Genomic DNA, 26,728 nt, shown 5'->3' on the forward strand with positions numbered 1-26,728 from the left:
GGATTGTCGTGGTCGCAGGGCGCTCTTAGGCTGGCGGATGATAACAACAAGAGACTGAATCATGACTGAACGCGTCCGTGCCGACAGCGCGCACATCACCCCCAGTGCGCACTACACCGGTTATGTCTGGTTCCGTCACCAGCTCGCCGAGCCGGCCTTCGCCACCGCCTTCGGGCGCTGGGTGCACGGCTGCGTGACGCCGATCAACTGGGGCGCGCGCCTGGGCTTCGGTCTCGACATCGAGGACTTCCTGCTGCAGCGCCATCTGTTGATAGATGCACAACTGCGCCAGGCCATCGAACAGCGCGGCGCGACCCAGGTAGTCGAGATCGCCTGCGGCCTGTCTCCTCGCGGAAGACGCTTCCGCCAGCGTTATCCGCAGCTCGATTACCTTGAGGCCGACCTGCCGCCAATGGCTGCGCGCAAGGCGGCGTTGCTCGACGGCCAAGGCTGGCTCGACGAACGCCACCGCGTGCGCAGCGTGGACATTCTTGCCGAGGACGGGCCGCAGAGCCTCTCCGCACTCTTTGCCAATCTCGACCGCAAGCGCCCCTTGGTGGTTATCACCGAGGGCCTGGTGAACTACTTCCAGCGCCCGCTGATCGAGGATTTCTGGACGCGCCTGGCACGGGTATTGGCCGACTTCCCGCAAGCTACCTACCTCACCGAGCTTTACCCCGACCTGCGCGAGCACCCGCGCTACCGGCAGATCCGCTGGGGCGTCGGGCTGATCGGCCGGCTGACCCGCGGCGGTTATCCACTGCATTACCGCAGCGAGGCGGAGATCGCCGAAGCCTTCCGCCGCTGCGGATTTGCCGCCGTGGATGTGCTCAACCCGCAGGAGCACAGTGCCGAGCTGGGCCTTGCGCAGGGGCGTATGCCAAGCCTGGTGCGGGTGATCGAGGCGAGGACGTAGGGCGTACAACCGTTCGCGGTTGTACACCGTTACTCCAACGCATTACGCGGCGCGGGCGCCTTGTTGCATCGGCACCACGACTGCCGCGAGCGTGGCGCTGGCCTGCGGTTCGCCGTGGGGGAAGATGAAGGCAAAGCCGTCTGCCGTGCGGCGCAGCGGCAATACGTCCAGTTCGGCCATGCCGCTGGCTGCCAAGCGCCAGCCGCGTTGGGGGATATCCCGTGGCAGTTCGGCGCGGACCAGACCGCCGAAGTACCCCAGCTCCGCCAACTCGCACGGCCATTCGCCGCCATCGGCGTGGCGCAGCAGGGCGCGCGGCTGCGCCGGCGGCAGGCGCGGCTCGAAGCGGCGCTCCAGGTGCAACAACTGCTGGCGCTGGAAGCGCGTGCTGCCGGCAGCGTTCGGCGGTAGTGCCCGGCCATCCAGGAAAGGCGTGTAGAGCCGGGCGCAGGCGCCGCGCCGCTCGAACTGCGCCAGGTGGTCGGCATCGTGGATCAGGGCGAATTCGGCGTCGGCGCAGGCGTGGGCGAACTCGGCGTGTTCCCAGGGCTGGGTGAAGTGGTCGTATTCGCCGGCCAGCACCAGGGTCGGGCACTGCGGATGGCGCTCGAAGCCGCCGAAGGCGAGCAGCCTGCGGCTGTTCTGCCGGTAGCGCTCGACTTCTGCCGGAGTGAGGCGCTGCAACTGGCGCAGCAGGGCCTTGCGGAAGACCGGGGAAACGCCGGTGTCGGCCAGCCGCAGCGGGTTGACCAGGCCGGTCAGCACGCCGTTGGCGAAGGGCTCGTGCTGGCCCAGGTCGAGGCGGGCGAGGGCCTCTTCCAGCAGGGCGCGGGCGCCGGGGCGGCCGAAGGCGGTGATGCCGGCCAGCAGCAGGCGCGCGCAGCGCCGCGGATGACGGGCGGCGAACAGGGCAGCCAGCGCCGAGCCGTAGGACAGGCCGATCGGCATCAGCGGTGGCAGTTGCAGCTCCTCGGCGAAGGCGGCGATCAGGTCGGCGAGGTCTTCCAGACTGAGCTCCGGGGCGAGCTGCAGGTTGCCGCCCTGGCTGGGCAGGTCGAGCAGGATCACCGGGTGCTCGGCGAGCAGTTCGCTGACCTCGCTGGCGAACGAGCGAAAGCTCTGGAACGCCCCGCCCAGCAGCAGGACGGGCGGGCGCGCGTCGTCGGCGCGCAGGGCGAAGGCCTGGTAATGCAGTTGCCAGCGTCCCAGTTCGAGCACCGCCGGAGGGGCAGTGAGGGCCTGGGCGCTGTAATCGGTGCGATAGCGCATGGCGAATCTCCGGCGGTGGGCCGCCTCTTATCGTTATTCCCTGGCGTGCTAGTGGCGAAGGGCTGGCATCGGGTGCCGGCAGGACCAAGGTAGACAGACGAGGGCTTTTTGTTTACCCAACCTTCGGGGGGCGCGAAGGGGCGGGTGTCACCGTCTCGCGGCGGCGCCCGGCGTGGCGGCGGCTGCTGGCGTTACCGGATGGTCGGCGTGACGGGCTGTCTACCGGTTGGCTGCTGTGGCTGGGCGGGAGGGGGGCGTCTCGCTATAATCGCGCATTTCCCTCACGCAAGACGCGTAGAACCATGACCGAGTCCGTCCTCGATTACATGAGCCGCCTGGGCCGCGCCGCACGCGACGCTTCCCGCGTCCTCGCGCGCGCCTCCACCGCGCAGAAGAACGCCGCCCTGCTGGCCGCCGCCGATGCCCTGGATGCCGCCCGCGCCGAGCTGGCCCAGGCCAATGAACTGGATCTGGCCAACGGCCGCGCCAACGGGCTGGAGCCAGCCATGCTGGACCGCCTGGCGCTGACCCCAGCGCGCATCGACGACATGATCGAAGGCCTGCGGCAGGTCGCCAAGCTGCCTGATCCGATCGGCGAAATCCGCGACATGCGCTTCGTCCCTTCGGGCATCCAGATCGGCAAGATGCGCGTGCCGCTGGGCGTGGTCGGGATCATCTACGAGTCGCGCCCGAACGTGACCATCGACGCCGCCAGCCTGTGCCTGAAGTCGGGCAACGCGACCATCCTGCGCGGCGGCTCCGAAGCCATCCATTCGAACCAGGCGATCGCCAAGTGCATCCGCCACGGCCTGTCCCAGTCCGGCCTGCCGGCGGCTGCCGTGCAAGTGGTGGAAACCACCGACCGCGCCGCCGTGGGCGCGCTGATCACCATGCCCGAGTTCGTCGACGTCATCGTCCCGCGCGGCGGCAAGAGCCTGATCGAGCGCATCAGCCGTGACGCCAAGGTCCCGGTGATCAAGCACCTGGACGGCATCTGCCATGTATTCATCGACGAGTCGGCCGACCTCGACAAGGCCATCCGCATCGCCGACAACGCCAAGACCCAGCGCTACGCGCCGTGCAACACCATGGAAACCCTGCTGGTGCACCAGGCCATCGCCGCCCGCGTACTGCCGCCGCTGGCCTCCATCTACCGCGACAAGGGCGTTGAGCTACGTGGCGATGCCGCGACTCGCGCGCTGCTCGGCGCGGACGTGCTGGAAGCCACCGAGGAAGACTGGCGCACCGAATACAACGCGCCGATCCTGTCGATCCGCATCGTCGATGACCTGGACGCCGCTATCGAGCACATCAACACCTACGGCTCGCAGCACACCGACGCCATCGTCAGCGAAAACTTCAGCAACGCCCGGCGCTTCCTCGCCGAAGTGGACTCGGCGTCGGTCATGGTCAACGCCTCGACCCGCTTCGCCGACGGCTTCGAGTACGGCCTGGGCGCGGAGATCGGCATCTCCACCGACAAGCTGCACGCTCGCGGCCCGGTCGGCCTGGAAGGCCTGACCAGCGAGAAGTACGTGGTGTTCGGCGACGGGCACGTGCGCACCTGATGAGCAAGGCTTCCCCGCGGCGTATCGGCCTGTTCGGCGGTACGTTCGATCCGGTGCACATCGGTCACCTGCGCAGCGCGCTGGAGACCGCCGAACTGCTCGGCCTCGACGAGCTGCGTCTGCTGCCGGCAGCGCGCCCGCCGCATCGGGAAACGCCGCAGGTGTCGGCACAACAGCGCCTGGCGATGGTCGAACTGGCCACCGCCGGCGTCGCGCCGCTGCGGGTCGATGACCGCGAGCTGCAGCGCGACAAACCGTCCTACACCATCGACACCCTGGAGTCGCTTCGCGCGGAGCTGGGCAAGGACGTGCAGCTGGTGCTGCTGGTGGGTTGGGACGCTTTCTGCGGCCTGCCGACCTGGTACCGCTGGGAAGAACTGCTGCAACACTGCCACCTGGCCGTGCTGCAGCGCCCGGACGCCGACATGGAGGCGCCCGAAGCCCTGCGTGACCTGCTGGCGGCTCGCAGCGTGGCCGACCCCAGTGCCCTGAGTGGTGCGGCCGGGCAGGTCACTTTCATCTGGCAGACGCCCCTTGCAGTGTCCGCCACCCAGATCCGCGCCCTCCTGGCGCAGGGGCGCTCGCCGCGCTTCCTGGTGCCCGACGCGGTGTTGAACTACATCGAGGCGCACGAGCTGTATCGCGCGCCCCAGACAAACTAGAGAGTCATTCATGCAAACCGAACAACTGGTCGAGCTGGCCATCGCCGCTCTTGAAGATATGAAGGCCCAGGACATCCTGGCCATCGACGTGCGCGACAAAACCAGCATCACCGACACCATGGTCATCGCTACCGGCTCCTCCAGCCGCCAGGTCAAGTCGCTCGCCGACAACGTCCTGGAGAAGGTCAAGGAGCAGGGCGTCAAGCCGATCGGCAGCGAAGGTCAGGAAGGCGGCGAGTGGGTGCTGATCGACCTGGGCAACGTCGTCGTCCACGTCATGCAGCCGGCCACCCGCCAGTTCTACGACCTCGAGCGCCTGTGGCAGGGCGCCGAACAGAGCCGCGCCCACCACAGCGGCGAGTGATTCGGCGTTGCGTCTGCGTCTGATCGCAGTCGGCTCGCGCATGCCGCGATGGGTCGAGGAGGGGTGGCAGGAGTATGTCAAACGCCTGCCCGCCGAGCTGTCCCTCGAACTGGTGGAGATCCCGCTGAACACCCGCGGCAAGAATGCCGACGTGGCGCGGCTGATCCGCCAGGAAGGCGAGGCCATGCTGGCCAAGGTCCAGCCGGGGGAGAAGATCGTCACCCTGGAAGTCGAGGGCAAGCCCTGGAGCACGCCGCAGCTGGCTTCCGAGCTCGATCGCTGGCGCCTCGACGCGCGCACCGTGAACCTCATGGTCGGCGGCCCGGAAGGGCTGGCGCCGGAGGTCTGCGCGCGCAGCGAGCAACGCTGGTCGCTGTCGCCGCTGACGCTGCCGCATCCGCTGGTGCGCATCCTCGTGGGTGAGCAGATCTACAGGGCCTGGACCGTGCTGTCCGGGCACCCGTACCACAAGTAGCCGTAGTCGTACCCGATGCCGCAGCCGATTCAACTCAAAGACCACGAAAAGGACGCCCGCCTGGTACGCAGCCGGGTCGTCGTCGGCGCGGTGGCGGTGTTCATCCTGGCGCTGGTGCTGGTGGCGCGCATGTACCACCTGCAGGTCACGCAGTACGAGTATCACTCGACGCTGTCGGAGAACAACCGCGTCCACGTCCAGCCTATCCCGCCGACCCGCGGCCTGATCTACGACCGCAACGGTGTGCTGATCGCCGACAACCGGCCGAGCTTCAGCCTCACGGTGACCCGCGAACGCACCGAGAACCTGAAGCAGGAGCTGCAGTTCCTGGTGGACATCCTCGGGCTGACCGAGGAAGACCGCGCGATCTTCGAGAAGCGTATGAAGCAGGGCCGGCGGCCGTTCGAGCCGGTGCCGATCATGTTCGAGCTGTCGGAAGAGCAGATCGCCCGCATCGCGGTGAACCAGTACCGCCTGCCCGGTATCGATGTCACCGCGCAGTTCGTCCGCCACTACCCGCTGGGCGAGCACTTCGCCCACTCGGTCGGCTACGTCGGGCGGATCAACGAACCGGAGCTGAAGATCCTCGACCCGGTCAACTACGCCGGCACCCACCACATCGGCAAGACCGGCGTGGAGAAGTTCTACGAGGCCCAGCTGCACGGCACCGTGGGCTACGAGGAGGTCGAGACCAACGCCCGCGGCCGCGTCCTGCGCGTGCTCAAGCGCACCGACCCGGTGCCGGGCAAGGACATCGTCCTGAGCATCGACAGCAAGCTGCAGGCCAAGGCCGAGGAGGCCCTGGGTGGGCGCCGCGGCGCCATCGTGGCGATCCAGCCGTCCACCGGTGAGGTGCTGGCGATGGTCAGCCAGCCGAGCTACGACCCCAACCTGTTCGTCACCGGCATCAGCTTCAAGGATTACTCGGCGCTGCGCGATTCCATCGACCGTCCGCTGTACAACCGCGTGCTGCGCGGCCTCTACCCGCCGGGCTCGACGGTGAAACCGGCGGTGGCCATCGCCGGCCTCGACGCGGGCGTTGTGACGCCGAGCTCGCGGATCTTCGACCCGGGCTACTACCAGTTGCCGAACTACGACCACAAGTACCGCAACTGGAACCATTCAGGCGAAGGCTGGGTGAACCTGGAAACCGCGATCATGCGGTCCAACGACACCTACTTCTACGACCTCGCCCACAAGCTCGGCATCGACAGGCTGCACGACTACATGAGCCGCTTCGGCTTCGGCCAGCGCGTGGCCCTGGACATGTACGGCGAATCGCCTGGCCTGATGCCTTCGCGCGACTGGAAGCGCATCACCCGCCGGCAGGTCTGGTTCCCGGGGGAAACCCTGATCCTCGGCATCGGCCAGGGCTACATGCAGGCCACGCCGCTGCAGCTCGCGCAGATGACCGCGCTGATCGCCAACCACGGCAAGTGGATCCGCCCGCACCTGGCCAAGACCATCGAAGGCCAGCCGCCAGCCGACCCGGAACCGATGCCGGACATCGACCTGCGCGAACCGGGCAACTGGGAAATGATCGATTCGGACATGCAGCAGGTGGTGCACAATGCCCGCGGCACGGCGCACAAGGTCGGCGCCACCTCGGTCTACCGCATCGCCGGCAAGTCCGGTACCGCGCAGGTGGTGGCGATCAAGCAGAACGAGAAATACGACCGCTCCAAGCTCTCCGAACGGACCCGCGACCACGCGCTGTTCGTCGGCTTCGCTCCGGCGGACAACCCGCAGATCGCCGTCTCGGTGATGGTGGAGAACGGCGAGTCCGGCTCCGGCGTCGCCGCTCCAGTGCTCAAGCAGGTGATGGACGCCTGGCTGCTCGACGAGAACGGCAAGCTCAAGCCCGAGTATGCGCCGCAGGTGGCGCAGGTGCAGAAGCCATGAGCATGAACATGAACCCCAACTTCGACCGCACGCTGTCCAACGAGGACGTGATGAAGCGGCGGGCCAGCCTGCTGCAGCGTCTGCACATCGACGGGCTGCTGCTGCTCCTGCTGCTGATCCTCGGCGCCGCGGGCCTGTTCGTCCTCTATTCGGCCAGCGGCAAGAGCTGGGACCTGCTGATCAAGCAGGCCTCGTCCTTCGGCCTGGGCCTGGTGATGATGTTCGTCATCGCCCAGGTCGAACCGCGCTTCCTCGCGCGCTGGGTGCCGCTGGGCTACGTGCTCGGCGTACTGCTGCTGGTGGCGGTGGACGTCATGGGCCACAACGCCATGGGCGCCACGCGCTGGATCAACATCCCCGGGGTGATCCGCTTCCAGCCGGCGGAGTTCATGAAGCTGTTCATGCCGATGACGCTCGCCTGGTACATGTCCAAGCGCAACCTGCCGCCCAACCTCAAGCATCTGGTGATCAGCCTGGCGCTGATCGGCGTGCCCTTCGTGCTGATCCTCAAGCAGCCGGACCTGGGTACTGCGATGCTGGTGCTCGCCTCGGGGGCCTTCGTGCTGTTCGTCGGCGGCCTGCAGTGGCGCTGGATCTTCGGCGCGGTGACTGCGGCGGTGCCGGTGGCGGTGGCGATGTGGTTCTTCGTCATGCACGACTACCAGAAGCAGCGCGTGCTGACCTTCCTCGACCCGGAGAGCGATCCGTTGGGTACCGGCTGGAACATCATCCAGTCGAAAGCGGCCATCGGATCGGGCGGAGTATTCGGTAAGGGTTGGCTGATGGGCACTCAGTCGCATCTGGATTTTTTGCCGGAAAGCCATACGGACTTTATCATTGCCGTGCTCGGCGAAGAGTTCGGCCTGGTGGGGGTGTGCCTGCTGCTGACCCTTTACCTGCTGGTGATCTACCGCGGACTGGTGATTACCGCGCAGGCACAGACGCTGTACGGCAAGCTGCTGGCCGGCAGCATCACCATGACCTTCTTCGTCTACGTGTTCGTCAACATCGGCATGGTCAGCGGTCTGCTGCCGGTGGTGGGGGTGCCGCTTCCCTTCATCAGCTACGGCGGAACTTCGCTGGTGACGCTGCTGTCAGGGTTCGGGGTTTTGATGTCGATTCATACCCACCGGAAATGGATCGCCCAGGTTTGAATTCAAGCGTTGAGACAAGAGTGAAGAAAGGAATGCAGATACTGCGCGAATGGGCAGCCAGGGGTGTCCATTGGGTCGGTCTCGCGGGGGCGATCGGCTTCGGCGGCGCTGCGCATGCGGGCGACTACGACGGCTCGCCGCAGGTTGCGGAGTTCGTCAACGAGATGACCCGCGACTACGGCTTCGCCGACGAGCAGCTGCTTTCGCTGTTCCACGATGTCGAGCGCAAGCAATCCATTCTCGACGCCATCTCCAAGCCCGCCGAGCGGGTCAAGGCCTGGAAGGAATACCGGCCGATCTTCATTACCGATGCACGCATCAAGGCCGGCGCCGACTTCTGGAACCAGAATGCCGAGGCCCTGGCCCGCGCCGAGAAGACCTACGGCGTTCCCGCGCAATACATAGTGGCGATCATCGGCGTGGAAACCTTCTTCGGCCGCAATACCGGCCGTTACCGGGTGATGGACGCACTCTCCACCCTGGGCTTCGACTACCCGCCGCGCGCCGACTTCTTCCGCAAGGAGCTCAAGCAGTTCCTTCTGCTGGCCCGCGAGCAGCAGGTCGATCCGCTCAGCCTGAACGGCTCCTACGCCGGCGCCATGGGCCTGCCGCAGTTCATGCCGAGCAGCTTCCGCGCCTATGCCGTGGACTTCGACGGCGACGGCCACATCAACATCTGGAACGACCCGACCGATGCCATCGGCAGCGTCGCCAGCTACTTCAAGCAGCACGGCTGGCAAGCCGGGCAGCCGGTGGTGTCGCAGGCCGACCTCGGCGTCGACAGCGCCCAGGACGCCGTGACTCCGGGCCTCGACCCGCAGATGAACCTTGGTCAGCTGCGCGCTGCCGGCTGGCGCACCCATGACGTGCTGCCGGACGACCTGAAGGTCACCGCCATCCGCTTCGACGGCGAGAATGGCCCGGAATACTGGGTCGGCCTGCCGAACTTCTACGTGATCACCCGTTACAACCGCAGCGCCATGTACGCCATGGCGGTCCACCAGCTGGCCGACGAGATCGTCCGCGTGCGAGGTGTCCATTGAGCAAGCGATTGGGGAATCCGCGTTTCTGGTCGGTCGCCGCCAGCTTCGGGCTGGGCGTCGTGCTGCTGGCCAGCTGCACCAGCAGCCGTCCGCCGCAGCAGACCTCCGGCGGCATGTCCGGTCCGATGGACTACAACCGTCCGCACCGCGACGGCGCGCCCTGGTGGGACGTCGACGTCTCGCGCATTCCCGACGCGGTGCCGATGCCGCACAACGGCCCGCTGAAGAACAACCCCTACACGGTGCTGGGCAAGACCTACTACCCGCTGAACGACGCGCGCACCTACGCCGTCACCGGCACGGCATCCTGGTACGGCACCAAGTTCCATGGCCAGGCCACCGCCAACGGCGAGATGTACGACCTGTACGGCATGACCGCCGCGCACAAGACGCTGCCGCTGCCCAGCTACGTCCGGGTGACCAACCTGGACAACGGCAAGAGCGTGATCGTCCGCGTCAACGACCGCGGTCCGTTCTACTCCGACCGGGTCATCGACCTGTCCTTCGCTGCCGCCAAGAAGCTCGGCTATGCCGAAGTCGGCACCGCCCGGGTCAAGGTCGAAGGCATCGACCCGGTACGCTGGTGGGCTGCTCAGGGCCGTCCGGTGCCCATGGTCCTGGCGCAGCCGAAGATGGCTCCGGTACAGCCCGCACCGGCTGCAGCGCAACCTCAGGCCGTGGCCATGGCGCAGCCGATCGAGGTCTACACGCCGCCGCCGGCGCAGCATGCGGAGCCGCCGGCTCCGGTGCAGATCGACTCAAAAAAAAACGCTTCATTACCAGCCGATGGCCTGTATCTCCAGGTGGGTGCCTTCGCCAACCCGGACGCTGCCGAGCTCCTCAGGGAGAAGCTCAGCGGCCTGACTGGGGCCCAGGTCTTTATCAGCTCGGTCGTGGTCAACAAACAGACCTTGCACCGGGTGCGTCTGGGGCCGATCGGAACGCCGGATGAAGCGAATCGGATGCAGGACAGCATCCGCGTGGCCAATCTCGGCCAACCCAAACTGGTGCGTCCGGACTGACCGGCGCGCCCGAGCGGCCCGCCAGAGGCCGCCCCAGGAATTCCCCCAAGGGATTGTTTGACCATTAGCGAAACCCAGAGAGACGGATGAATATCTTCAACATCGCCAAACGACTTTCCATGCTCGTGCTGCTCAGCGCCCCCGTGGCCAGCTGGGCCGCTGAATCCGTCGTGCCCGCCGCACCGCAGCTGGCAGCCAAGGCCTGGGTGCTGATGGACGGCGCCAGTGGCCAGATCCTGGTCGAGAACAATGCCGACGAGCGCCTGCCACCGGCGAGCCTGACCAAGCTGATGACCGCCTACATCGCCACCAAGGAGATCGAGGGCGGCCGCATCAAGGAAGACGACCTGGTCACCGTCAGCGAACACGCCTGGCGCACCGGCGGCTCGCGGATGTTCATCAAGCTCGGTTCGCAGGTGTCTGTCAGCGACCTGCTGCACGGCATCATCATCCAGTCCGGCAACGACGCCTCGGTCGCCCTGGCCGAGCATATCGCCGGCAGCGAAGACGCCTTCGCCGACATGATGAACAACACTGCGCAGAAGCTGGGCATGAGCAACTCCCACTTCATGGACGCCACCGGCCTGCCGAACCCCGAGCACTACTCGTCGGCCCACGACATGGCGCTGCTGGCCCGCGCGATCATCTACGGCGAGCCGACCCACTACGCGATCTACGCGCAGAAGGAATTCTTCTGGAACAACATCAAGCAGCCGAACCGCAACCTGCTGCTGTGGCGTGACAAGACCGTCGACGGCCTGAAGACCGGCCACACCGAAGAAGCCGGCTACTGCCTGGTGGCTTCCGCCGTACGCGACGGCCAGCGCATGATCGCCGTGGTGTTCGGCACCAACAGCGAGCAGGCCCGTGCCGCCGAGACCCAGAAGCTGCTGACCTACGGCTTCCGCTTCTTCGAATCGCAGACCTTCTACAAGAAGGGCGCCGAGCTGACCAAGGCCCTGGTCTGGAAAGGCTCCGAGCATGAAGTGAAGGCCGGCCTCGCCGAAGACCTGACCATGACCGTGCCGCGCGGCCAGCTCAAGCAACTGCAAGCCACCATGGTCATGCAGCCGCAGCTGATGGCCCCGATCCAGCAGGGTCAGGTGATTGGCAAGGTGGAAGTGAAGATGGGCGACAAGGTGGTGCGTACCTCCGACCTGGTAGCCCTGAACGGTGTCGAGGAAGGCGGTTTCATCCGTCGCCTGTGGGACAGCCTCCGCCTGTTCTTCTACGGTCTGTTCAACTGACCCCGATTGCCGGGCTTGAACTTTTGTATACAAGCCCGGCAATTCCCGCGCATGCGCGCCCTTTACTCAGGTAAAATGCGCGCCTGCGACTGACCGACGCACCGCCGCGGTCTCGGCAGCCGTCAGGTCCTATCCATCCGGAAGCCCCCAACCCGGGGATTCTCACGGAGGCAGGCTACCCGCCCGCGACAGCCATGACTGATACCATCGATACCGCAACCCCTCCCGCACCCAAGATCGAATTCCCCTGCGAGCGCTACCCGATCAAGGTGATCGGCGACGCCGGCGACGGTTTCTCCGACCTGGTCATCGAGATCATCCAGCGCCATGCGCCCGACCTCGACGAAACCACCCTCGTCATGCGCGACAGCCGCAACGGTCGTTTCCTCTCGGTACAGGTGCTGATCACCGCGACCGGCATCGACCAACTGCAGAACATCCATGCCGACCTGCGCGCCACCGGCCGCGTGCACATGGTGCTGTGATGGCCGAGGCGGTTCCTGTCCTCGGATTCCGCGAACTCGGGCTGCTGCCCTACGAGCCGACCTGGCACGCCATGCAGCGCTTCACAGCCGAGCGCGACGAGAACACGGCCGACGAAGTCTGGCTGCTCGAGCATGAGAGGGTCTTCACCCAAGGCCAGGCCGGCAAGGCCGAGCATGTGCTGCTTCCCGGCGACATTCCGGTGGTCCAGGTCGATCGTGGCGGCCAGGTGACCTACCACGGTCCCGGCCAGCTAGTCGCCTACCTGATGCTCGACGTGCGCCGTTCGCACCTGGGCGTGCGTGAGCTGGTCAGCCGCATCGAACAGAGCTTGATCGGCCTGCTCGCCGGTTTCGGCGTGAACGCTGTGTCCAAACCCGACGCCCCGGGCGTCTATGTCGACGGCGCGAAAATCGCCTCGCTCGGCCTGCGCATCCGCAACGGCCGTTCCTTCCATGGTCTGGCGCTGAATGTCGACATGGACCTGGAGCCTTTCCGTCGAATCAATCCCTGCGGCTACGCAGGCATGGCCATGACCCAGCTGAGTGAGCTGGCTGGCCCCATCACCCTGGCCGAGGTGCGCGAGCGCCTGCGCGGCGAACTCACCGAGCGCCTTGGCTACGCTGAACAGAAGACCCTAACGGGCGGGATCGAACTGAGATGAGCACTGTTGTGGAGACCCCGGAAAAAGGCAAGCCGGCCAAGGTCGAGGTCGGCGTGAAGCTGCGCGGCGCCGAGAAGGTCGCGCGCATTCCGGTGAAGATCATTCCCACCGAAGAGCTGCCGAAGAAGCCCGACTGGATTCGCGTGCGCATCCCGGTTTCCCCCGAGGTCGACCGCATCAAGCAGCTGCTGCGCAAGCACAAGCTGCACAGCGTCTGCGAAGAGGCCTCCTGCCCGAACCTGGGCGAGTGCTTCTCCGGCGGCACCGCGACCTTCATGATCATGGGCGACATCTGCACCCGCCGTTGCCCGTTCTGCGACGTCGGCCACGGCCGGCCGAAGCCGCTGGACTTGGACGAGCCGAAGAACCTCGCCATCGCCATCGCCGACCTGCGCCTGAAGTACGTGGTGATCACCTCGGTGGACCGCGACGACCTGCGTGACGGCGGCGCCCAGCACTTCGCCGACTGCCTGCGGGAAATCCGCCTGCTGTCCCCCGGCATCCAGCTGGAAACCCTGGTGCCGGACTACCGCGGCCGTATGGACATCGCCCTGGAAATCACCGCGAAAGAGCCGCCGGACGTGTTCAACCACAACATGGAAACCGTGCCGCGCCTGTACAAGTCCTCGCGCCCGGGCTCGGATTTCGAGTGGTCGCTGGACCTGCTGCAGAAGTTCAAGCAAATGGTTCCGCACGTGCCGACCAAGTCCGGCCTGATGCTCGGCCTGGGCGAGACCGACGACGAAGTCATCGAGACCATGCAGCGCATGCGCGAGCACGACATCGACATGCTGACCCTCGGCCAGTACCTGCAGCCCTCGCGCAACCACCTGCCGGTGCAGCGCTTCGTCCACCCGGACACCTTCGCCTGGTTCGCCGAAGAGGGCGAGAAGATGGGCTTCAAGAATGTCGCTTCCGGCCCGCTGGTGCGTTCCTCGTACCACGCCGACCAGCAGGCGCACGGCGACAAGATCCGCTGATCGCCCTGTCTGCAGGCAGAAAAAAGGCGCCCTTGGGCGCCTTTTTCATGCCGGTCGTTACTGGCTGCGCAGGCGCGCCAGCAGTTCCGGGGTCGGATAACCGTCGGCCGGCAGGCCTTCGCTCTGCTGGAAGGCGCGGATCGCCTGGCGCGTTCCGGCACCGATGATGCCGTCGGGGTTGCCCGGTTGGTAGCCACGGGCTGCCAGTCCTTCCTGCAGCGCGATGCGCTCGCTTCTGCTTAACGGTCGGTCGGCCACCGGCCAGGCGGCATCGATACGCCCGCCACCCTTGAAACTGTCGGCCAACAGGGAGACGGCCAGGGCGTAGGACGTGGAGTTGTTGTAGCGCAGGATGGCGCGGAAGTTGTCCAGCACCAGGAAGGCCGGGCCGCGATAGCCCGCCGGCAGCAGCAGCGAAGCGCTGGCCTGCGGACTGCTGGGCAGCACGCCTCCCACGGGTTGCACGCCCATCTTCAGCCATTCGGCGATCGGCTTGCGGACGCTCATGTCGGCCTGGGCGTAGTCGAAGCCCGGCGTGAGGTGGACCTCGAAGCCCCAGCTCTGGCCGGGCTTCCAGCCGGAGGCCTGCAGGTAGTTGGCGGTGGAGGCCAGGGCGTCGGTCGGCGAGCCCCATATGTCGCGTCGGCCGTCGCCGTCGAAGTCCACTGCGTAACGGTTGTAGGTGCTGGGGATGAATTGGGTCTGCCCCATGGCGCCGGCCCAGGAGCCGATCATGTAGCGCGCTGGCACATCGCCATGCTGGAGGATGCCCAGCGCGGCGAGCAGCTCGCCCTGGGCGAAGTCCGGTCGGCGGCCCTCGTAGGCCAGGGTGGCGAGTGAGCGGATGACGTTGCGGCTGCCCATGGTGCTGCCGAAGTTGCTCTCCATGCCCCAGATCGCCACCACGGCATCGGCGTCCACCGCGTAACGCTGGTCGATGCGCTGGAGGGCTTCGGCGTTCTCCGCCAGCTTGCCCTGTCCATTGCGGATGCGCGCTGCGGTCAAGGCGCCGGCCAGGTATTCCCACACCGGGCGGGTGAACTCCGGCTGGCTGCGATCGGCGCTTATTACTGCAGGATCGGGCTCCACGCCGGAGAAGGCCTGGTCGAAGGTCTGCGCATCGATGCCCTTGGACAGGGCCAGGCTGCGGAAGCCGTTGCGCCAATCCTCGAAGCTCTGTGTCGGCGTCGGGAAATCAGGCTGTGTCTGCTGGTCGTTGATGCTGGCTTGCAGCGGAGTGGCCGCGGGAGCGTCGGCGCAGGCGGAGAGCAGGCAGGCGGTGAGCAGGGCGAGGCTGAGCGGGACCAGACGAGCGGATGAAACGGGCTTGCGCATTGCGCTCCTCGAAGCGGGTGAGCGGAGCGACCACCTTAGCACGGCACTGCCGCAGCGTGGGTCGGGCGTCCCGTTACGGCATGTGGCGGGAGTGGCGATTCAGGGGGTTCGACAGGGGCGGAGCGGCGGGGGTTCCCGAAAGGGTGGGGAGGGCGAGGCGATTTCAGGCCGCCAGAAGCGAAGAAGCCTCCCAGTTACGGGTGCTTCGGCGGCGGTAGCTGCCTTTGCCTTTCAGTGGCTGTTCCTGGCGGCTGCGGAACAGCGGTTGTGCGATCAGGGATTTGGCCTTGTTCGGCCGCTTGGCTTTCTTCGCCATCGGTTCTACCTCTCAGGGGCTGCCCGTCCATCACGGGCGTGCGAATGATCGGCCGATCGTTGGCGAATGTCCATGCACCGCTTGTCGGGCCGTCTCCGCTCAGCCCGGCGGCAGCGGCAGGCGTTGCCCGGCGACCAGCAGCACCAGGCGCGCCAGGCCGTTCCAGGCGTCGCCCGGTGCCTGGCCCTTGATCTGCGCGTCGATCAGCTGGGCGTCTTGCAGCAGTTGATTCCAGCGTGAGCCGGAGTGGCGCTGCAGGGCTCGGGTGAGCAACGGGCGGCGCTTGTCCCAGACCGGCGGGCGGCATTGGGCGAAGGCCTTGTCCAGGGGGACGCCCTGGCCGTACTGCTGGGCGATGGTGGCCAGTTGGCGGATTTCCCGGGCCAGCGCCCAGAGGATGACTGGCGGTTCGACGCCTTCGCCACGCAAGCCTTCGAGCATGCGCAGGCTGTGCGCGGCTTCGCCGCCGAGGGTCGCGTCGATCAGGCCGAAGACGTCGAAGCGCGCGCTGTCGGCCACGGCGGCCTGCACGGTTTCGGCATCGAGCTGGTTGCCTTCGGCGAGCAGCTTTAGCTTCTCGATCTCCTGCGCCGCGGCCAACAGGTTGCCTTCCACGCGGGCGGCGATCAGATCAACGGCGTCCTGGCTTGCAGCGAGGCCAGCTTGCGACAGGCGCTGGCGAATCCATTGCGGCAGCTGTTGCGCGTCCACCGGCCAGATCTGGATGAACTGCGCGCCTTCGCCGTCGATCAGCGCCTTGGCCCATTTGGTCTTCTGCGTCGAGCCGTCGAGCTTGGGCAGGCTGACCAGCAGCACGGTGTCTTCCGGCGGCCGCTGCAGGTACTCGAGGAGGATGGCCGCGCCCTTGTCGCCGGGTTTACCCGACGGCAGGCGCAGTTCCAGCAGGCGCTTCTCGGCGAACAGCGACAGGCTGGCGCCGGCTTCGAGCAGCAGGCCCCAGTCGAAGTTGGCCTCGGCGTTGAACACCTGGCGTTCGCTGAAATCGCGCTGGCGGCAGGCTGCACGAATGGCGTCGCAGGCTTCCTGGCAAAGCAGCGGTTCGTCGCCGCTGATCACGTAGACGGGCGCCAGGTTGCCCTGCAGGTGCTTGGCGAGTTGCGCGGGAGAGAGCTTCATGAAAGCAGTGGGGCCGGCATGGCCGGCCCCTCATCCGTTACTGCGCGGGCGGCAGTTGGATCGGCGATTGCTGCGGCTGCTGCTTGGCCGCCTCGTCCGCGGCCTTGAGCGCGTCGGCTTCGGCCTTGGCCTTGGCTTCGGCTTTCTGCTGCAGGGAAGCCAGCTGTGCCGGAGTCAGCAGTTGCAGGCGCAGGGACAGCTGCTGCACCAGGTCGCGGCGCATTTCCTTGCGCAGCTGGTCGGCTTCCTGGGCGGAACCGATCAGGTTGTTCTCGTCGTTCAGGTAGACCTTCTGCACTTCCACCTTGTCGGTGAGCAGCAGCAGGTTGTTGGCGCCGCGCATCTCGTAGGTGACGGTGTTGGTCAGCTCGTACTCGGCGCTACGCGCGGAGCCGGTGTAGCTGGCGGTGCGCTGGGTCTCGTCCTCGCGAGCGAGGAACAGGTGGTAGGGCGCGCTCTTGGTCACTTTCACGCCGCTGTTTTCGAGCAGGCGTTGCAGGTCTTTGACGGTGTCGCCGTAGGCATTGCGCGCGCTCAGGTCGATTTCCTTCAACGCGAAGCTCGTATCGCCCAGGCCGCGCAGGTGGAAGCCGCAGGCGCCCAGCAGCGTGGTCAGGCCGATCAGCGCGATGCTGGTCAGGATACGTTTCATCAAGCTTCCCTCACTCCTGTTGATCCGGGTTGCCCGTGGCAAGGCGCCACGGGCCAATGCATCAGTTGGCGACGATGTTGACCAGCTTGCCGGGCACCACGATGACCTTGCGAATGGTCAGGCCGTCGGTGAAGCGCAGCACGTTCTCGTTGGCGCGGGCGCAGGCCTCGACGTCTTCGCGGCTGGCTTCGGCCGGCACTTCGATGTGGCCGCGCAGCTTGCCGTTGACCTGTACCACCAGTTGCAGGGTGTCCTGTACCAGGGCCGCTTCGTCGACCTGCGGCCAGCTGGCGTCGATCACCGCGCCTTCCTTGCCCAGTTCGTGCCAGAGCACGTGGCAGATGTGCGGGGTGATCGGGGCGAGCAGCAGGGTCACGGTTTCCAGGCCTTCCTGCAGCAGGGCGCGGTTGCCGGCGTCGTCCTGCGCGACCTTCTCCAGCACGTTCATCAGGGTCATCACGGCGGCGATGGCGGTGTTGAACTTGTGGTTCTGGCCGACGTCCTGGCTGGCCTGTTTGATGGCCAGGTGGATGGCGCGGCGGATTTCCTTCTGCGCGTCGGTCAGGGTGTCCTGTGCCACCGCGGCGGCGAAGCCGGCGCTGACGTGCGCCTGGGCCAGGCGCCAGACGCGGCGCAGGAAGCGGCTCGCGCCTTCGACGCCGGAGTCGGACCATTCCAGGCTCATGTCCGGCGGCGAGGCAAACATCATGAACAGGCGGCAGGTGTCGGCGCCGTAGGCGTCGATCATGGCCTGCGGGTCCACGCCGTTGTTCTTCGACTTGGACATCTTCTCGGTGCCGCCGATTTCCACCGGCAGGCCGTCGGTCTTCAGGCGCGCGCCAATGACCTTGGCCTTGGCGTCACGCTCGACCTCGACGTCGGCCGGGTTGAACCAGTCCTTGCTGCCGTTGGGCAGGGTACGGTAGTAGGTCTCGGCGACCACCATGCCCTGGGTCAGCAGGTTCTTGAACGGCTCGTCGGAGTCGATCAGGCCTTCGTCGCGCATCAGCTTGTGGAAGAAGCGCGCGTAGAGCAGGTGCAGGATGGCGTGCTCGATGCCGCCGATGTACTGGTCGACCGGCAGCCAGTAGTTGGCGGCCTTCTTGTCCAGCATGCCGTCTTCGAACTGCGGGCAGGCGTAGCGGGCGAAGTACCAGGACGACTCCACGAAGGTGTCCATGGTGTCGGTTTCGCGCTTGGCCGGCTGGCCGCATTTCGGGCAGCTGCACTCGTAGAACTCGGGCATCTTGGCCAGCGGCGAACCGGCGCCGTCCGGCACCACGTTCTCCGGCAGGACCACCGGCAGTTGCTCGGCCGGGACCGGCACGTCGCCGCAGCTGGCGCAGTGGATGATCGGGATCGGGCAGCCCCAGTAGCGCTGGCGGCTGATGCCCCAGTCGCGCAGGCGGAATTGGGTGCGCGCCTGGCCCAGGCCCTTGGCGGCGAGGTCGGCGCCGATGGCGTCGAACGCGGCCTGGTAGCCGAGGCCGTCGTACTTGCCGGAGTTGACGGTGCGGACGCTTTCGTCCTTCACGCCGTACCACTCTTTCCAGGCGGTCGGTTCGAAGTCGTTGTCACCTTCGACCTTGGCGATCACCTGCCGGATCGGCAGCTGGTACTTGTTGGCGAACTCGAAGTCGCGCTCGTCGTGGCCCGGAACGGCCATCACGGCGCCTTCGCCGTAGGTCATCAGGACGTAGTTGGCGATCCACACCGGCAGCTTGGCGCCGGTCAGCGGGTGCTCGACGAACAGGGAAGTGGCGACGCCTTTCTTCTCCTGGGTGGCGAGGTCGGCCTCGGCGACGCCGCCGCGCTTGCACTCGTCGATGAACGCCTGCAGCGACGGATCGCGCTGGGCGGCCAGGGTGGCCAGGTGGTGTTCGGCGGCGACGGCGACGTAGGTGGCGCCCATCAGGGTGTCCGGACGGGTGGTGAAGACCTTCATCTGGCCAGCCTCGCCGATGGAGGCCTGGTCATAGGGGAAGGCGATCTCCATGCCGCGGGACTTGCCGATCCAGTTGCGCTGCATGGTCTTGACCTGTTCCGGCCAGCCCGGCAGATCGTCGAGGCTGGACAGCAGCTCTTCGGCGTAGGCAGTGATCTTGAAGTAGTACATCGGGATTTCGCGCTTCTCGATCAGCGCGCCCGAACGCCAGCCACGGCCGTCGATGACCTGCTCGTTGGCCAGTACGGTCTGGTCCACCGGGTCCCAGTTCACGGTGCCGTTCTTGCGATAGATCACGCCCTTCTCGAACAGGCGGGTGAACAGCCACTGCTCCCAGCGGTAGTAGTCCGGCTTGCAGGTGGTGACTTCGCGCGACCAGTCGATCGCCAGGCCCAGGCTGTTCAGCTGGGACTTCATGTAGGCGATGTTGTCGTAGGTCCAGGCGGCCGGTGCGACGTTGTTCTTCATCGCGGCGTTTTCCGCCGGCATGCCGAAGGCGTCCCAGCCCATGGGCTGCAGCACGTTCTTGCCCTGCATGCGGTGGTAGCGGCTGATCACGTCGCCGATGGTGTAGTTGCGCACGTGGCCCATGTGCAGCTTGCCGCTCGGGTACGGGAACATCGACAGGCAATAGAACTTCTCTTTGCCGTCCGCTTCGTCGACGCGGAAGGAGTGGTGTTCGTTCCAGTATTTCTGGGCCTGGGCTTCGACTTCGAGGGGCTGGTATTGCTCGTGCATGGCGCGAATTGAACCTGTACGGAAATAGGTTTGCGGCTGGGGGAGCGGCGTGGGCGCTTCCTTTTTTTGCCAGGGCCGAAAGGGCGGCTGGCAAGGGCTGCATAAAGCCCCGTAGCATACATGACCCCTCCCCGAGCCGGTAGCCCGCGCCGTTTGTCGCGCGCTCGGTGCCGCAGGGGTCGGAACGCTAAGCTTGGCCTGAGGGCGGGAGGTTTCCGTCCGGTTGAGGTGACTGATGGCTGAGCTGCATCGTGCAAGTGTTCCCGCTTCCGGTTTGTATGAACGGTTGCTGCATCGTCTAGAACTGGCCCTCGATGAGGCCGACACCGCCGAACGACTGCGCGACGAGCATCCCGAAGAGCTGGAGCTACGCGGTCTGAGCAGTGCGGAAATGGAGCTGATCCGCGCCTATCTCGAACAGGATGTCCACTGGCTGCGCGGCTGGCACGCCGCCGCCGAAGAACTGGCCCTGCTGGAAAAGACTCCCCCGCGCAGCGCGCGTACTGCCCGTCTGCTCAACGCCCCCGCCAAGCCCCGGCTGACCCATCGCCACCTGCAGTTGCTTTGCGCCCTCTGTGGCACGCCGGTCGTCTATAACCGCAGCCAGGGCGTAATGCCTTGCACGTCCTGCGGTTCGCAGCTGTTCCGCGGCGCCCGCGGGCGTTGAATCCGCCGGTCGTTCCGCTAGGCTGTGGCGCTCCATCAAGGAGCCGCCGATGCCGTTGCGCTACCTCCTCAAGCAGATCCTGATGCCTCCGGGCATCCTGCTGCTTCTGTTGTTGCTGGGTTTTCTCCTGCGCCGCCGGCGCCCGCGTCTGGCGGTCGGCTGCTTCGTCGTTGGATTCGCCGGGTTCTGGCTGCTCAGTCTGCCGCTCACGGTGGAGTGGGGCGCGCGGCTGCTCGAGCGCGAGCCGGCGCTGGCGCCGAGCGAATGGGCGCAGCTGGCGCAACGTGCCGATGCCATCGTGATCATTGGGGCGGGGCGCGAGCGCGGTGATCCATCCTGGGGCAGCGACCAGCCGGGGCTGATGGCCCGCGAGCGGCTGCGGTATGCCGCGCGTCTGGCGAAGGCCAGCGGACTGCCGCTGCTGACCTCGGGCGGCTTGCATTACGGCACGCCGCCCAGCGAGGCGCAGCTCATGGCCGATAGCCTGGCCGAGGATTACGGACTGAAGGTGCGCTGGCGCGAGGAGCGCAGCCGGACGACCTGGGAAAATGCCGAATTCAGCGCACCTATCCTGCGCGAGGCAGGCATTCGGCGGATCGTCCTGGTGACCCAGGCGCAGCACATGCCGCGCGCGGTCTGGAGCTTCGAGCGCAATGGCCTGGAGGTGCTGCCGGCGCCAGTCGGCTTCATCGGTGTGGACAACGCCAGGCCCTTCGCCGGACTGCTGCCGGAGGCCAAGGCGTTCTGGCAGAGCAATCAGTTGCTCAACGAGGCGCTGGGCTTGCTGGGGTATTGGGTGTTCTATCGCTGAGCCCGGCGCAACGGCGTCTAACCGCGAACGGCTAGACGCCCTGCGCTTGCAGGATCAGCTGAACAGGCGGCGCTGCTCGGGAACCGCTTGGCGACGCACTGCGGCCCAGATCGCGAAGAGCACCGCCAGCGTGCCCAGCGGCCACAGGCGCCAATGCAGGTAAGGTGTCAGGCCCTGCATCGGGGTGACTTCGCCGTGCAGCACGCCTTGCTGGAACTGCGGAATTTCCTGCGCGATGCGACCTTGCGGGTCGATCAGCGCGGTCACGCCATTGTTGGTGCCGCGGACCATCCAGCGGCCAGCTTCCAGGGCGCGCATCTGCGCCATCTGCAGGTGCTGCAGCGGGCCGATCGAGGTGCCGAACCAGGCGTCGTTGCTGATGGTCAGCAGCAGTTGGCTCTGTGCGGCGAGCCCCGCGGCGAACTCCGGATAGACCACTTCGTAGCAGATGAAGGGGGCGATGGCGTAGCCCTTGGCCTTGAGCAGCGCCTGGTCGTCCGGGCCACGGGCGAAGTCGGACATCGGCAGGTCGAAGAAGCTGATCAGGCCGCGCAGCAGGTCCTGCATCGGCACGTATTCGCCGAAGGGCACCAGCTTCTGCTTGAGGTAATCGCCGCTGCCGTCGCCGACCACGGTGATGCCGTTGTAGTAGTGCACGCCGTTGGCGTCGCGCTGGCGCACCGGTACGCCGGTGATGAGCGCGGCGCGCTTCTGCTTGGCCAGGTCGTCGAGCATCGCCAGGTAGTTGCCGGCCAGGTCCTTGAGCACGGGGACGGCGGTTTCCGGCAGGACGATGAGGTCGACGTCATGCTGCTCGGCGCTGAGGTCGCGATACAGCGCCAGCTGCGCGTTGACCTGCGCCGGGTCCCATTTCATGTCCTGGGCGATGTTGCCCTGGATCGCCGCGACATGCAGCGGCGAGCCGGCCGGGGTGGTCCAGGCGTGGCCCTTGAGGGCGATGCCGGCGGCCCAGGGGGCTAGCAGCAGGACCAGGCCGAAGACCATGCGCGCCGGGCGGTAGGTCAGTTGCGGCAGGTTCACCAGCAGCGCGCCGCACAGGGCGATGCTGAAGGAGATCAGCCAGACGCCACCGACTGGCGCCAGCCCCGCCAGTGGGCCCTGCAGCTGGCTGTAGCCGGTGTAGAGCCACGGGAAGCCAGTCAGGAACCAGCTGCGGAACAGCTCCAGGCCCAGCCACAGCGCGGCGAAGGCCAGTGCGTCGCTGACCGGCGCGTTGTCGCGGCGCAGCAGGCGCACCCAGAGCCAGGCGGGCAGGGCGAAGAAGAAGGCCACGCCGGCGCTGAAGCCGCCAACAAGGAAGCCGGCCAGGGCCGGCGAGGCGCCGCCGAAGTCGTGGATGCTGTAGTAGATCCAGCCGGTGCCGGCGAGGAAGGCGCCGAAGCCGTACCACCAGCCGCGCCAAAGCCCCGAGCGCGGGGTGACGCCGCGCAGCCCGAGGTAGAACAGGGCGACCGAGAGCAGGGCCAGCGGCCAGATGCCATAGGGCGCCAGGGCCAGCGGAGTGATGGCGCCGGCGGCGAGGGCCAGCAGGTGGCCCGGCCAGCCGGGACGGGTGATCCAGCGCATCGGAGATCCTTGGAAGCGATTGCGATGCGCAAGAGTAATGGAGAGACGAACGGCAGGCTACGGGGAGGGCGGGCGAAATGCCCGACGTAGCCTGCGGCGGGTTGTTGCAGGGCTGCGGATGGCTTCCCCGTAGGAGCGGACCTTGTCCGCGATGGCCGGAGATTCCGGCGCGATTCGCGGATGAGATCCGCTTGTATGGCGTTAGGGTAGGAACCTGTCGGGGTGTGGAGGGACAAGATCCGCTTCTGCAAGCCAGACGGTAGGAGACTTCCCCCACCCACCCGCTCACGACAAGCGCCGATAAGGAATCCATCGGATTGAGTAGCCGCTCAAACCGACAATACCGGCAAGCCTGCGCCAATGTGAGCTCCCGACAGATTGGACCATCTTCACTGTCGGAGAACCCCATGACAAGCCAAGTTCCGGTTATCGGTATCGATGTCGCCAAGGAGTCGCTGAGCCTCTGCGATACACGCTCGGGCGAGGTATTCGAACTGGCCAATGACGTCCGCACTATCAAGGCCTGGCTGAAAACCCTTCCTCCCTGCTGCGCCATCGCGATCGAAGCGACCAGCACCTATCACATGGATGTTGCGACCCTGGCGCATGCGCGGGGACATCGGATCTACGTCATCAATGGCTTTCGCCTGAGCAACTACCGCAAGGGGATTGGCGGGCGAAACAAGGATGATCGCAGCGATGCCCTGTTGCTGGCCCGTTACCTGACCCACGAACAAGCGCAACTGGAGCCTTGGCAGCCACCGAGCAAGGCCTACTGCCGCCTGCAGACACTGCTGCATCGGCGTGCCGCACTGGTCCGTAGCGCCATCTCGTTACGCCAGAGCTTTTCCCAGGATCGCTCCCTGGCCAAGGCGCTGAAGCCTGTTCTCAAGCAAATGGCCACACTGGAGTCACGCCTGGAGAAAGAGATTCAACAGGCGCTGCGAGAGGCTGGCCTAATGGAGCAAAGCAAGCGCTGCCAGGCCATCGAAGGGATCGGACCGCTGACGGCAGCGGCCCTGAACCTGGCATTTCTGCGGGGACGTTTTCGCAATAGCGATGCCTTCATCGCCTTTATCGGATTGGATGTGCGGCTCAAGGAGTCCGGCCGCTATAGCGGCCGTCGAAAGCTGACCAAGCAAGGGGACCCTGAAATCCGTCGGCTGCTCCACAACGCGGCCATGGCGGCAGCGCGCACGCAGCGCTGGCAGGCCCTTTACCAAAGCTACCTGGCGCGCGGCCTGAAGAAGATCGAGGCCCTGACTATCCTCGCCCGCAAATTGGCCCGAATTGCCTTTGCCCTGATGCAATCCCAGACCAGCTACCAGCCTCCAAAGCAGGAGCCGTCATTGACATAGAATCTCCTACAGGGTGTTGGCGTCAGTCGCGCAGCGGCGTCAGGCGCAGCAGGTGCAGGCGGCGGCTGTCGGCGTTGAGGACGCGGAAGCGGAAGCCGCCCAGCTCGGTGGTTTCGTTGCGCTTGGGCAGATGCCCGAAGGCGCTCATCACCAGGCCGCCGACGGTGTCGAATTCCTCGTCGGAGAACTCCGAGCCGAAGAAGTCGTTGAAGGCTTCCACCGGGGTCAGCGCCTTGACGATGAAGTCGCCGCTGGGCAGCGGCTTGATGTAGCTGTCTTCCTCGACGTCGTGCTCGTCCTCGATGTCGCCGACGATCTGCTCCAGCACGTCCTCGATGGTCACCAGGCCCGCCACGCCGCCGTATTCGTCGATGACGATGGCCATGTGGTTGTGGTTGGCGCGGAACTCGCGCAGCAGCACGTTCAGGCGCTTGGACTCGGGCACGAAGGTGGCCGGGCGCAGCAGGTCCTTGATGTTGAAGGCGTGGTTGTCGTCGTGGAGGATCAGCGGCAGCAGGTCCTTGGCCAGCAGCACGCCCATGACGTCGTCGAGGCTCTCGCCAACCACCGGATAGCGCGAGTGCGCCGCCTCGATGATCGCCGGGAGGAACTCGCGCGGGCTGTGGGCGGCCTTGATGCTGATCATCTGCGAGCGCGGCACCATGATGTCGCGTACTTGCAGGTCGGCGACCTGGATGGCGCCTTCGACGATGGACAGCGCCTCGCTGTCCAGCAGCTTGTTGTCGTGGGCGTCGCGCAGCAGCTCGAGGAGCTCCTGGCGGTTTCTCGGCTCATGGGCAAAAGCCTGGGTAATCTTGTCCAGCCAGGACTTATGCCCGTTGCTCGATCGGTCTTCGCTCATCTTTCCTTTGCTCGTTGGCTCTTATTCTTCGTCTGCCGCATAGGGGTCGGGATAGCCCAGTTCGGCCAGCAATTGCCGCTCCAGAGCCTCCATTTCCTCGGCCTCGTCGTCTTCGATGTGGTCGTAGCCCAGCAGGTGCAGGCACCCGTGGATGACCAGGTGCGCCCAGTGCGCTGCCGGTTCCTTGCCCTGTTCGGCGGCTTCGCGCTCGACCACCGGCACGCAGATCACCAGGTCGCCGAGCAGCGGGATGTCCAGCAACTCGTCCGGCACGTCGGCGGGGAAGGACAGCACGTTAGTGGCGTAGTCCTTGTGCCGCCAGGTGCGGTTGAGCTCGCGCCCCTCCGGCTCGTCGACCAGGCGGATGGTCAGCTCGGAATCGTTCTTGCGCTGGCGTAGCGCCAGTTCGCACCACGGGCGCAGCTGCGCCTCGTCAGGCAGGCCGGGGGCCTCGCTGGCGATCTGCAGGTCCAGTTCAAGCATCGCGGGTTTCCCGCTGCGCGCGTTCGCGTTCGGGGCGGGTCGGCTGGCGGTTCTCGTGGCGTTCGTAGGCCTCGACGATGCGTTGCACCAGCGGGTGGCGCACGACGTCCTTGGGCTTGAAGTGGGTGAAGCTGATGCCCGGTACGTCGGCCAGCACTTCCATCACGTGCTTGAGACCCGAGCGGGTGCCGCGCGGCAGGTCGACCTGGGTGATGTCGCCGGTGATCACCGCGGTGGAGCCGAAGCCGATCCGGGTGAGGAACATCTTCATCTGCTCGATGGTGGTGTTCTGGCTTTCGTCGAGGATGATGAAGCTGTTGTTCAGCGTGCGGCCACGCATGTAGGCCAGCGGCGCGACTTCGATCACCTGGCGTTCGATCAGCTTGGCCACGGTCTCGAAGCCGAGCATCTCGTAGAGCGCGTCGTAGAGCGGGCGCAGGTACGGGTCGATCTTCTGCGACAGGTCGCCGGGCAGGAAGCCGAGCTTCTCGCCGGCCTCGACCGCCGGGCGCACCAGCAGGATGCGGCGGATCTGCTCGCGCTCCAGGGCGTCCACCGCGCAGGCCACCGCGAGGTAAGTCTTGCCGGTGCCGGCCGGGCCGATGCCGAAGTTGATGTCGTGGTCGAGGATCGCCTTGACGTAGCGCTGCTGGTTGGCGCCGCGCGGGCGGATGTGCGCCTTGCGGGTCTTCAGCGTGACGCTCGGGGTTTCGACCGGGTTGGCGAGTTCTTCCAGGCCGGACTCCTGGAGGAACAGGTGAACCATGTTCGGGCTCAGCTCGGTTCCGCTCTGCGCTTCGCGATAGAGGCGCTGCAGGAGGTTTTCGGCAGCCTGGGTGCGCGACGCGTCGCCGACCAGTTCGAACTGGTTGCCGCGGTTGCGGATCTCGATGTCCAGGCGTTTCTCGATCTGGTGCAGGTGCTCGTCGAACTGCCCGCAGAGATTGGCGAAGCTGCGTGCGTCGAAGGGTTCCAGGGTGAAGCGGTGAATATCCAGGGGGGCGTTCAAGGTGCTGTCGATGTCGCCAGTGGCAGGAATGATGGTCGAAGAATAACCCCGGCGGCCCGTGTGGGAAAGATCGGACGCC

Annotated in this window: 26 protein-coding genes; 16 read left to right on the forward strand and 10 right to left on the reverse strand. The window is 66.2% G+C overall.

From position 1 onward, the window contains the following. The first annotated feature begins 61 nt into the window (after nt 1-61). Nucleotides 62-916 carry a class I SAM-dependent methyltransferase gene (locus tag PKB_RS03490; RefSeq protein ID WP_043249066.1) on the forward strand — a complete coding sequence of 285 codons (855 nt, stop codon included), beginning with the start codon at nt 62-64 and terminating at the stop codon, nt 914-916. Between the two features lie 42 nt (nt 917-958). Here the strand turns inward: PKB_RS03490 and PKB_RS03495 are convergent, their stop codons facing one another. Next, nucleotides 959-2,185 carry an alpha/beta fold hydrolase gene (locus PKB_RS03495; protein ID WP_043249068.1) on the reverse strand — a complete coding sequence of 409 codons (1,227 nt, stop codon included), beginning with the start codon at nt 2,183-2,185 and terminating at the stop codon, nt 959-961. 302 nt (nt 2,186-2,487) lie between these two features. Between PKB_RS03495 and PKB_RS03500 the strand changes: the two genes are divergently transcribed. The 12 genes from PKB_RS03500 (at nt 2,488) to lipA (ending at nt 13,749) form a co-directional block, all read left to right on the forward strand. Continuing rightward, nucleotides 2,488-3,753, forward strand: coding sequence for a glutamate-5-semialdehyde dehydrogenase (locus tag PKB_RS03500; RefSeq protein ID WP_043249070.1), 1,266 nt, complete (start codon nt 2,488-2,490; stop codon nt 3,751-3,753). Continuing rightward, nucleotides 3,753-4,415, forward strand: a complete 663-nt coding sequence (gene nadD, locus PKB_RS03505; protein ID WP_043249072.1) for a nicotinate-nucleotide adenylyltransferase — start codon at nt 3,753-3,755, stop codon at nt 4,413-4,415. The genes PKB_RS03500 and nadD overlap by 1 nt, the downstream gene beginning before the upstream one ends. Nucleotides 4,416-4,425: 10 nt before the next feature. Then, nucleotides 4,426-4,779, forward strand: a complete 354-nt coding sequence (rsfS, locus tag PKB_RS03510; RefSeq protein WP_043249073.1) for a ribosome silencing factor — start codon at nt 4,426-4,428, stop codon at nt 4,777-4,779. Between the two features lie 7 nt (nt 4,780-4,786). Next, a complete protein-coding gene (gene rlmH, locus PKB_RS03515) occupies nt 4,787-5,254 on the forward strand; it encodes a 23S rRNA (pseudouridine(1915)-N(3))-methyltransferase RlmH (RefSeq protein WP_043249074.1) in 468 nt (155 codons plus the stop codon). Nucleotides 5,255-5,269: 15 nt separating this feature from the next. Continuing rightward, the gene (gene mrdA, locus PKB_RS03520; protein ID WP_043249076.1) at nt 5,270-7,156 is read left to right on the forward strand and encodes a penicillin-binding protein 2; all 1,887 of its coding nucleotides are present in this window, start codon (nt 5,270-5,272) and stop codon (nt 7,154-7,156) included. Nucleotides 7,157-7,206: 50 nt separating this feature from the next. Then, nucleotides 7,207-8,310, forward strand: coding sequence for a rod shape-determining protein RodA (rodA, locus tag PKB_RS03525; protein WP_156958110.1), 1,104 nt, complete (start codon nt 7,207-7,209; stop codon nt 8,308-8,310). Nucleotides 8,311-8,330: 20 nt separating this feature from the next. Beyond that, nucleotides 8,331-9,353 (forward strand): lytic murein transglycosylase B, encoded by a 1,023-nt coding sequence (gene mltB, locus PKB_RS03530; protein WP_156957982.1) that lies wholly within the window; start codon nt 8,331-8,333, stop codon nt 9,351-9,353. After that, nucleotides 9,350-10,375: a septal ring lytic transglycosylase RlpA family protein gene (locus PKB_RS03535; protein ID WP_052355161.1), complete on the forward strand. Its 1,026-nt coding sequence runs from the start codon at nt 9,350-9,352 to the stop codon at nt 10,373-10,375. The genes mltB and PKB_RS03535 overlap by 4 nt, the downstream gene beginning before the upstream one ends. An 86-nt stretch (nt 10,376-10,461) precedes the next feature. After that, complete coding sequence (locus PKB_RS03540) at nt 10,462-11,622, forward strand: D-alanyl-D-alanine carboxypeptidase family protein (RefSeq protein ID WP_043249082.1); 1,161 nt, start codon at nt 10,462-10,464, stop codon at nt 11,620-11,622. A 194-nt stretch (nt 11,623-11,816) separates the two neighbouring features. Next, the gene (locus PKB_RS03545; RefSeq protein WP_043249083.1) at nt 11,817-12,107 is read left to right on the forward strand and encodes a DUF493 domain-containing protein; all 291 of its coding nucleotides are present in this window, start codon (nt 11,817-11,819) and stop codon (nt 12,105-12,107) included. Beyond that, nucleotides 12,107-12,769: a lipoyl(octanoyl) transferase LipB gene (lipB, locus tag PKB_RS03550; RefSeq protein WP_043249085.1), complete on the forward strand. Its 663-nt coding sequence runs from the start codon at nt 12,107-12,109 to the stop codon at nt 12,767-12,769. The genes PKB_RS03545 and lipB overlap by 1 nt, the downstream gene beginning before the upstream one ends. Next, nucleotides 12,766-13,749 (forward strand): lipoyl synthase, encoded by a 984-nt coding sequence (gene lipA / locus PKB_RS03555; protein WP_043249086.1) that lies wholly within the window; start codon nt 12,766-12,768, stop codon nt 13,747-13,749. The genes lipB and lipA overlap by 4 nt, the downstream gene beginning before the upstream one ends. 57 nt (nt 13,750-13,806) lie before the next feature. On the opposite strand, the gene PKB_RS03560 is transcribed toward lipA, so the two are convergent. From PKB_RS03560 to leuS, 5 genes are all read right to left on the reverse strand, one after another. Then, nucleotides 13,807-15,084, reverse strand: coding sequence for a lytic murein transglycosylase (locus PKB_RS03560; protein WP_052355162.1), 1,278 nt, complete (start codon nt 15,082-15,084; stop codon nt 13,807-13,809). A gap of 163 nt (nt 15,085-15,247) precedes the next feature. Next, nucleotides 15,248-15,400 (reverse strand): alternative ribosome rescue factor ArfA, encoded by a 153-nt coding sequence (gene arfA / locus PKB_RS03565; RefSeq protein WP_043249090.1) that lies wholly within the window; start codon nt 15,398-15,400, stop codon nt 15,248-15,250. Between the two features lie 99 nt (nt 15,401-15,499). Then, the gene (holA, locus tag PKB_RS03570; protein WP_043249092.1) at nt 15,500-16,537 is read right to left on the reverse strand and encodes a DNA polymerase III subunit delta; all 1,038 of its coding nucleotides are present in this window, start codon (nt 16,535-16,537) and stop codon (nt 15,500-15,502) included. A gap of 37 nt (nt 16,538-16,574) precedes the next feature. Beyond that, on the reverse strand, nt 16,575-17,189 hold the full coding sequence (locus PKB_RS03575; protein ID WP_084166564.1) for an LPS-assembly lipoprotein LptE: 615 nt from the start codon (nt 17,187-17,189) through the stop codon (nt 16,575-16,577). Nucleotides 17,190-17,250: 61 nt separating this feature from the next. Further along, a complete protein-coding gene (gene leuS / locus PKB_RS03580) occupies nt 17,251-19,872 on the reverse strand; it encodes a leucine--tRNA ligase (protein ID WP_043249096.1) in 2,622 nt (873 codons plus the stop codon). Nucleotides 19,873-20,107: 235 nt separating this feature from the next. Between leuS and PKB_RS03585 the strand changes: the two genes are divergently transcribed. Both PKB_RS03585 and PKB_RS03590 read left to right on the forward strand, forming a co-directional pair. Continuing rightward, complete coding sequence (locus PKB_RS03585) at nt 20,108-20,539, forward strand: hypothetical protein (RefSeq protein WP_043249098.1); 432 nt, start codon at nt 20,108-20,110, stop codon at nt 20,537-20,539. Nucleotides 20,540-20,588: 49 nt separating this feature from the next. Next, a complete protein-coding gene (locus PKB_RS03590; RefSeq protein WP_043249099.1) occupies nt 20,589-21,350 on the forward strand; it encodes a YdcF family protein in 762 nt (253 codons plus the stop codon). 54 nt (nt 21,351-21,404) lie between these two features. Here PKB_RS03590 and lnt read toward each other — a convergent pair whose 3' ends face one another. Beyond that, nucleotides 21,405-22,937 carry an apolipoprotein N-acyltransferase gene (lnt, locus tag PKB_RS03595; RefSeq protein ID WP_043249101.1) on the reverse strand — a complete coding sequence of 511 codons (1,533 nt, stop codon included), beginning with the start codon at nt 22,935-22,937 and terminating at the stop codon, nt 21,405-21,407. Between the two features lie 407 nt (nt 22,938-23,344). On the opposite strand from lnt, the gene PKB_RS03600 reads away from it, so the two are divergent. Beyond that, nucleotides 23,345-24,295, forward strand: a complete 951-nt coding sequence (locus tag PKB_RS03600) for an IS110 family transposase (RefSeq protein ID WP_043248478.1) — start codon at nt 23,345-23,347, stop codon at nt 24,293-24,295. Nucleotides 24,296-24,317: 22 nt separating this feature from the next. On the opposite strand, the gene PKB_RS03605 is transcribed toward PKB_RS03600, so the two are convergent. Genes PKB_RS03605 through PKB_RS03615 form a run of 3 tightly spaced genes read right to left on the reverse strand, consistent with a single transcriptional unit; the run spans nt 24,318 to nt 26,649 of the window. Continuing rightward, complete coding sequence (locus tag PKB_RS03605; RefSeq protein WP_043249103.1) at nt 24,318-25,157, reverse strand: HlyC/CorC family transporter; 840 nt, start codon at nt 25,155-25,157, stop codon at nt 24,318-24,320. A gap of 21 nt (nt 25,158-25,178) precedes the next feature. Beyond that, on the reverse strand, nt 25,179-25,640 hold the full coding sequence (gene ybeY / locus PKB_RS03610; protein WP_043249105.1) for an rRNA maturation RNase YbeY: 462 nt from the start codon (nt 25,638-25,640) through the stop codon (nt 25,179-25,181). Beyond that, the gene (locus tag PKB_RS03615; RefSeq protein ID WP_043249106.1) at nt 25,633-26,649 is read right to left on the reverse strand and encodes a PhoH family protein; all 1,017 of its coding nucleotides are present in this window, start codon (nt 26,647-26,649) and stop codon (nt 25,633-25,635) included. Before PKB_RS03615 ends, ybeY begins: the two co-directional genes overlap by 8 nt. Nucleotides 26,650-26,728: the final 79 nt, after the last annotated feature.

This window comes from Pseudomonas knackmussii B13, from assembly GCF_000689415.1.
GTDB lineage: Bacteria > Pseudomonadota > Gammaproteobacteria > Pseudomonadales > Pseudomonadaceae > Pseudomonas > Pseudomonas knackmussii.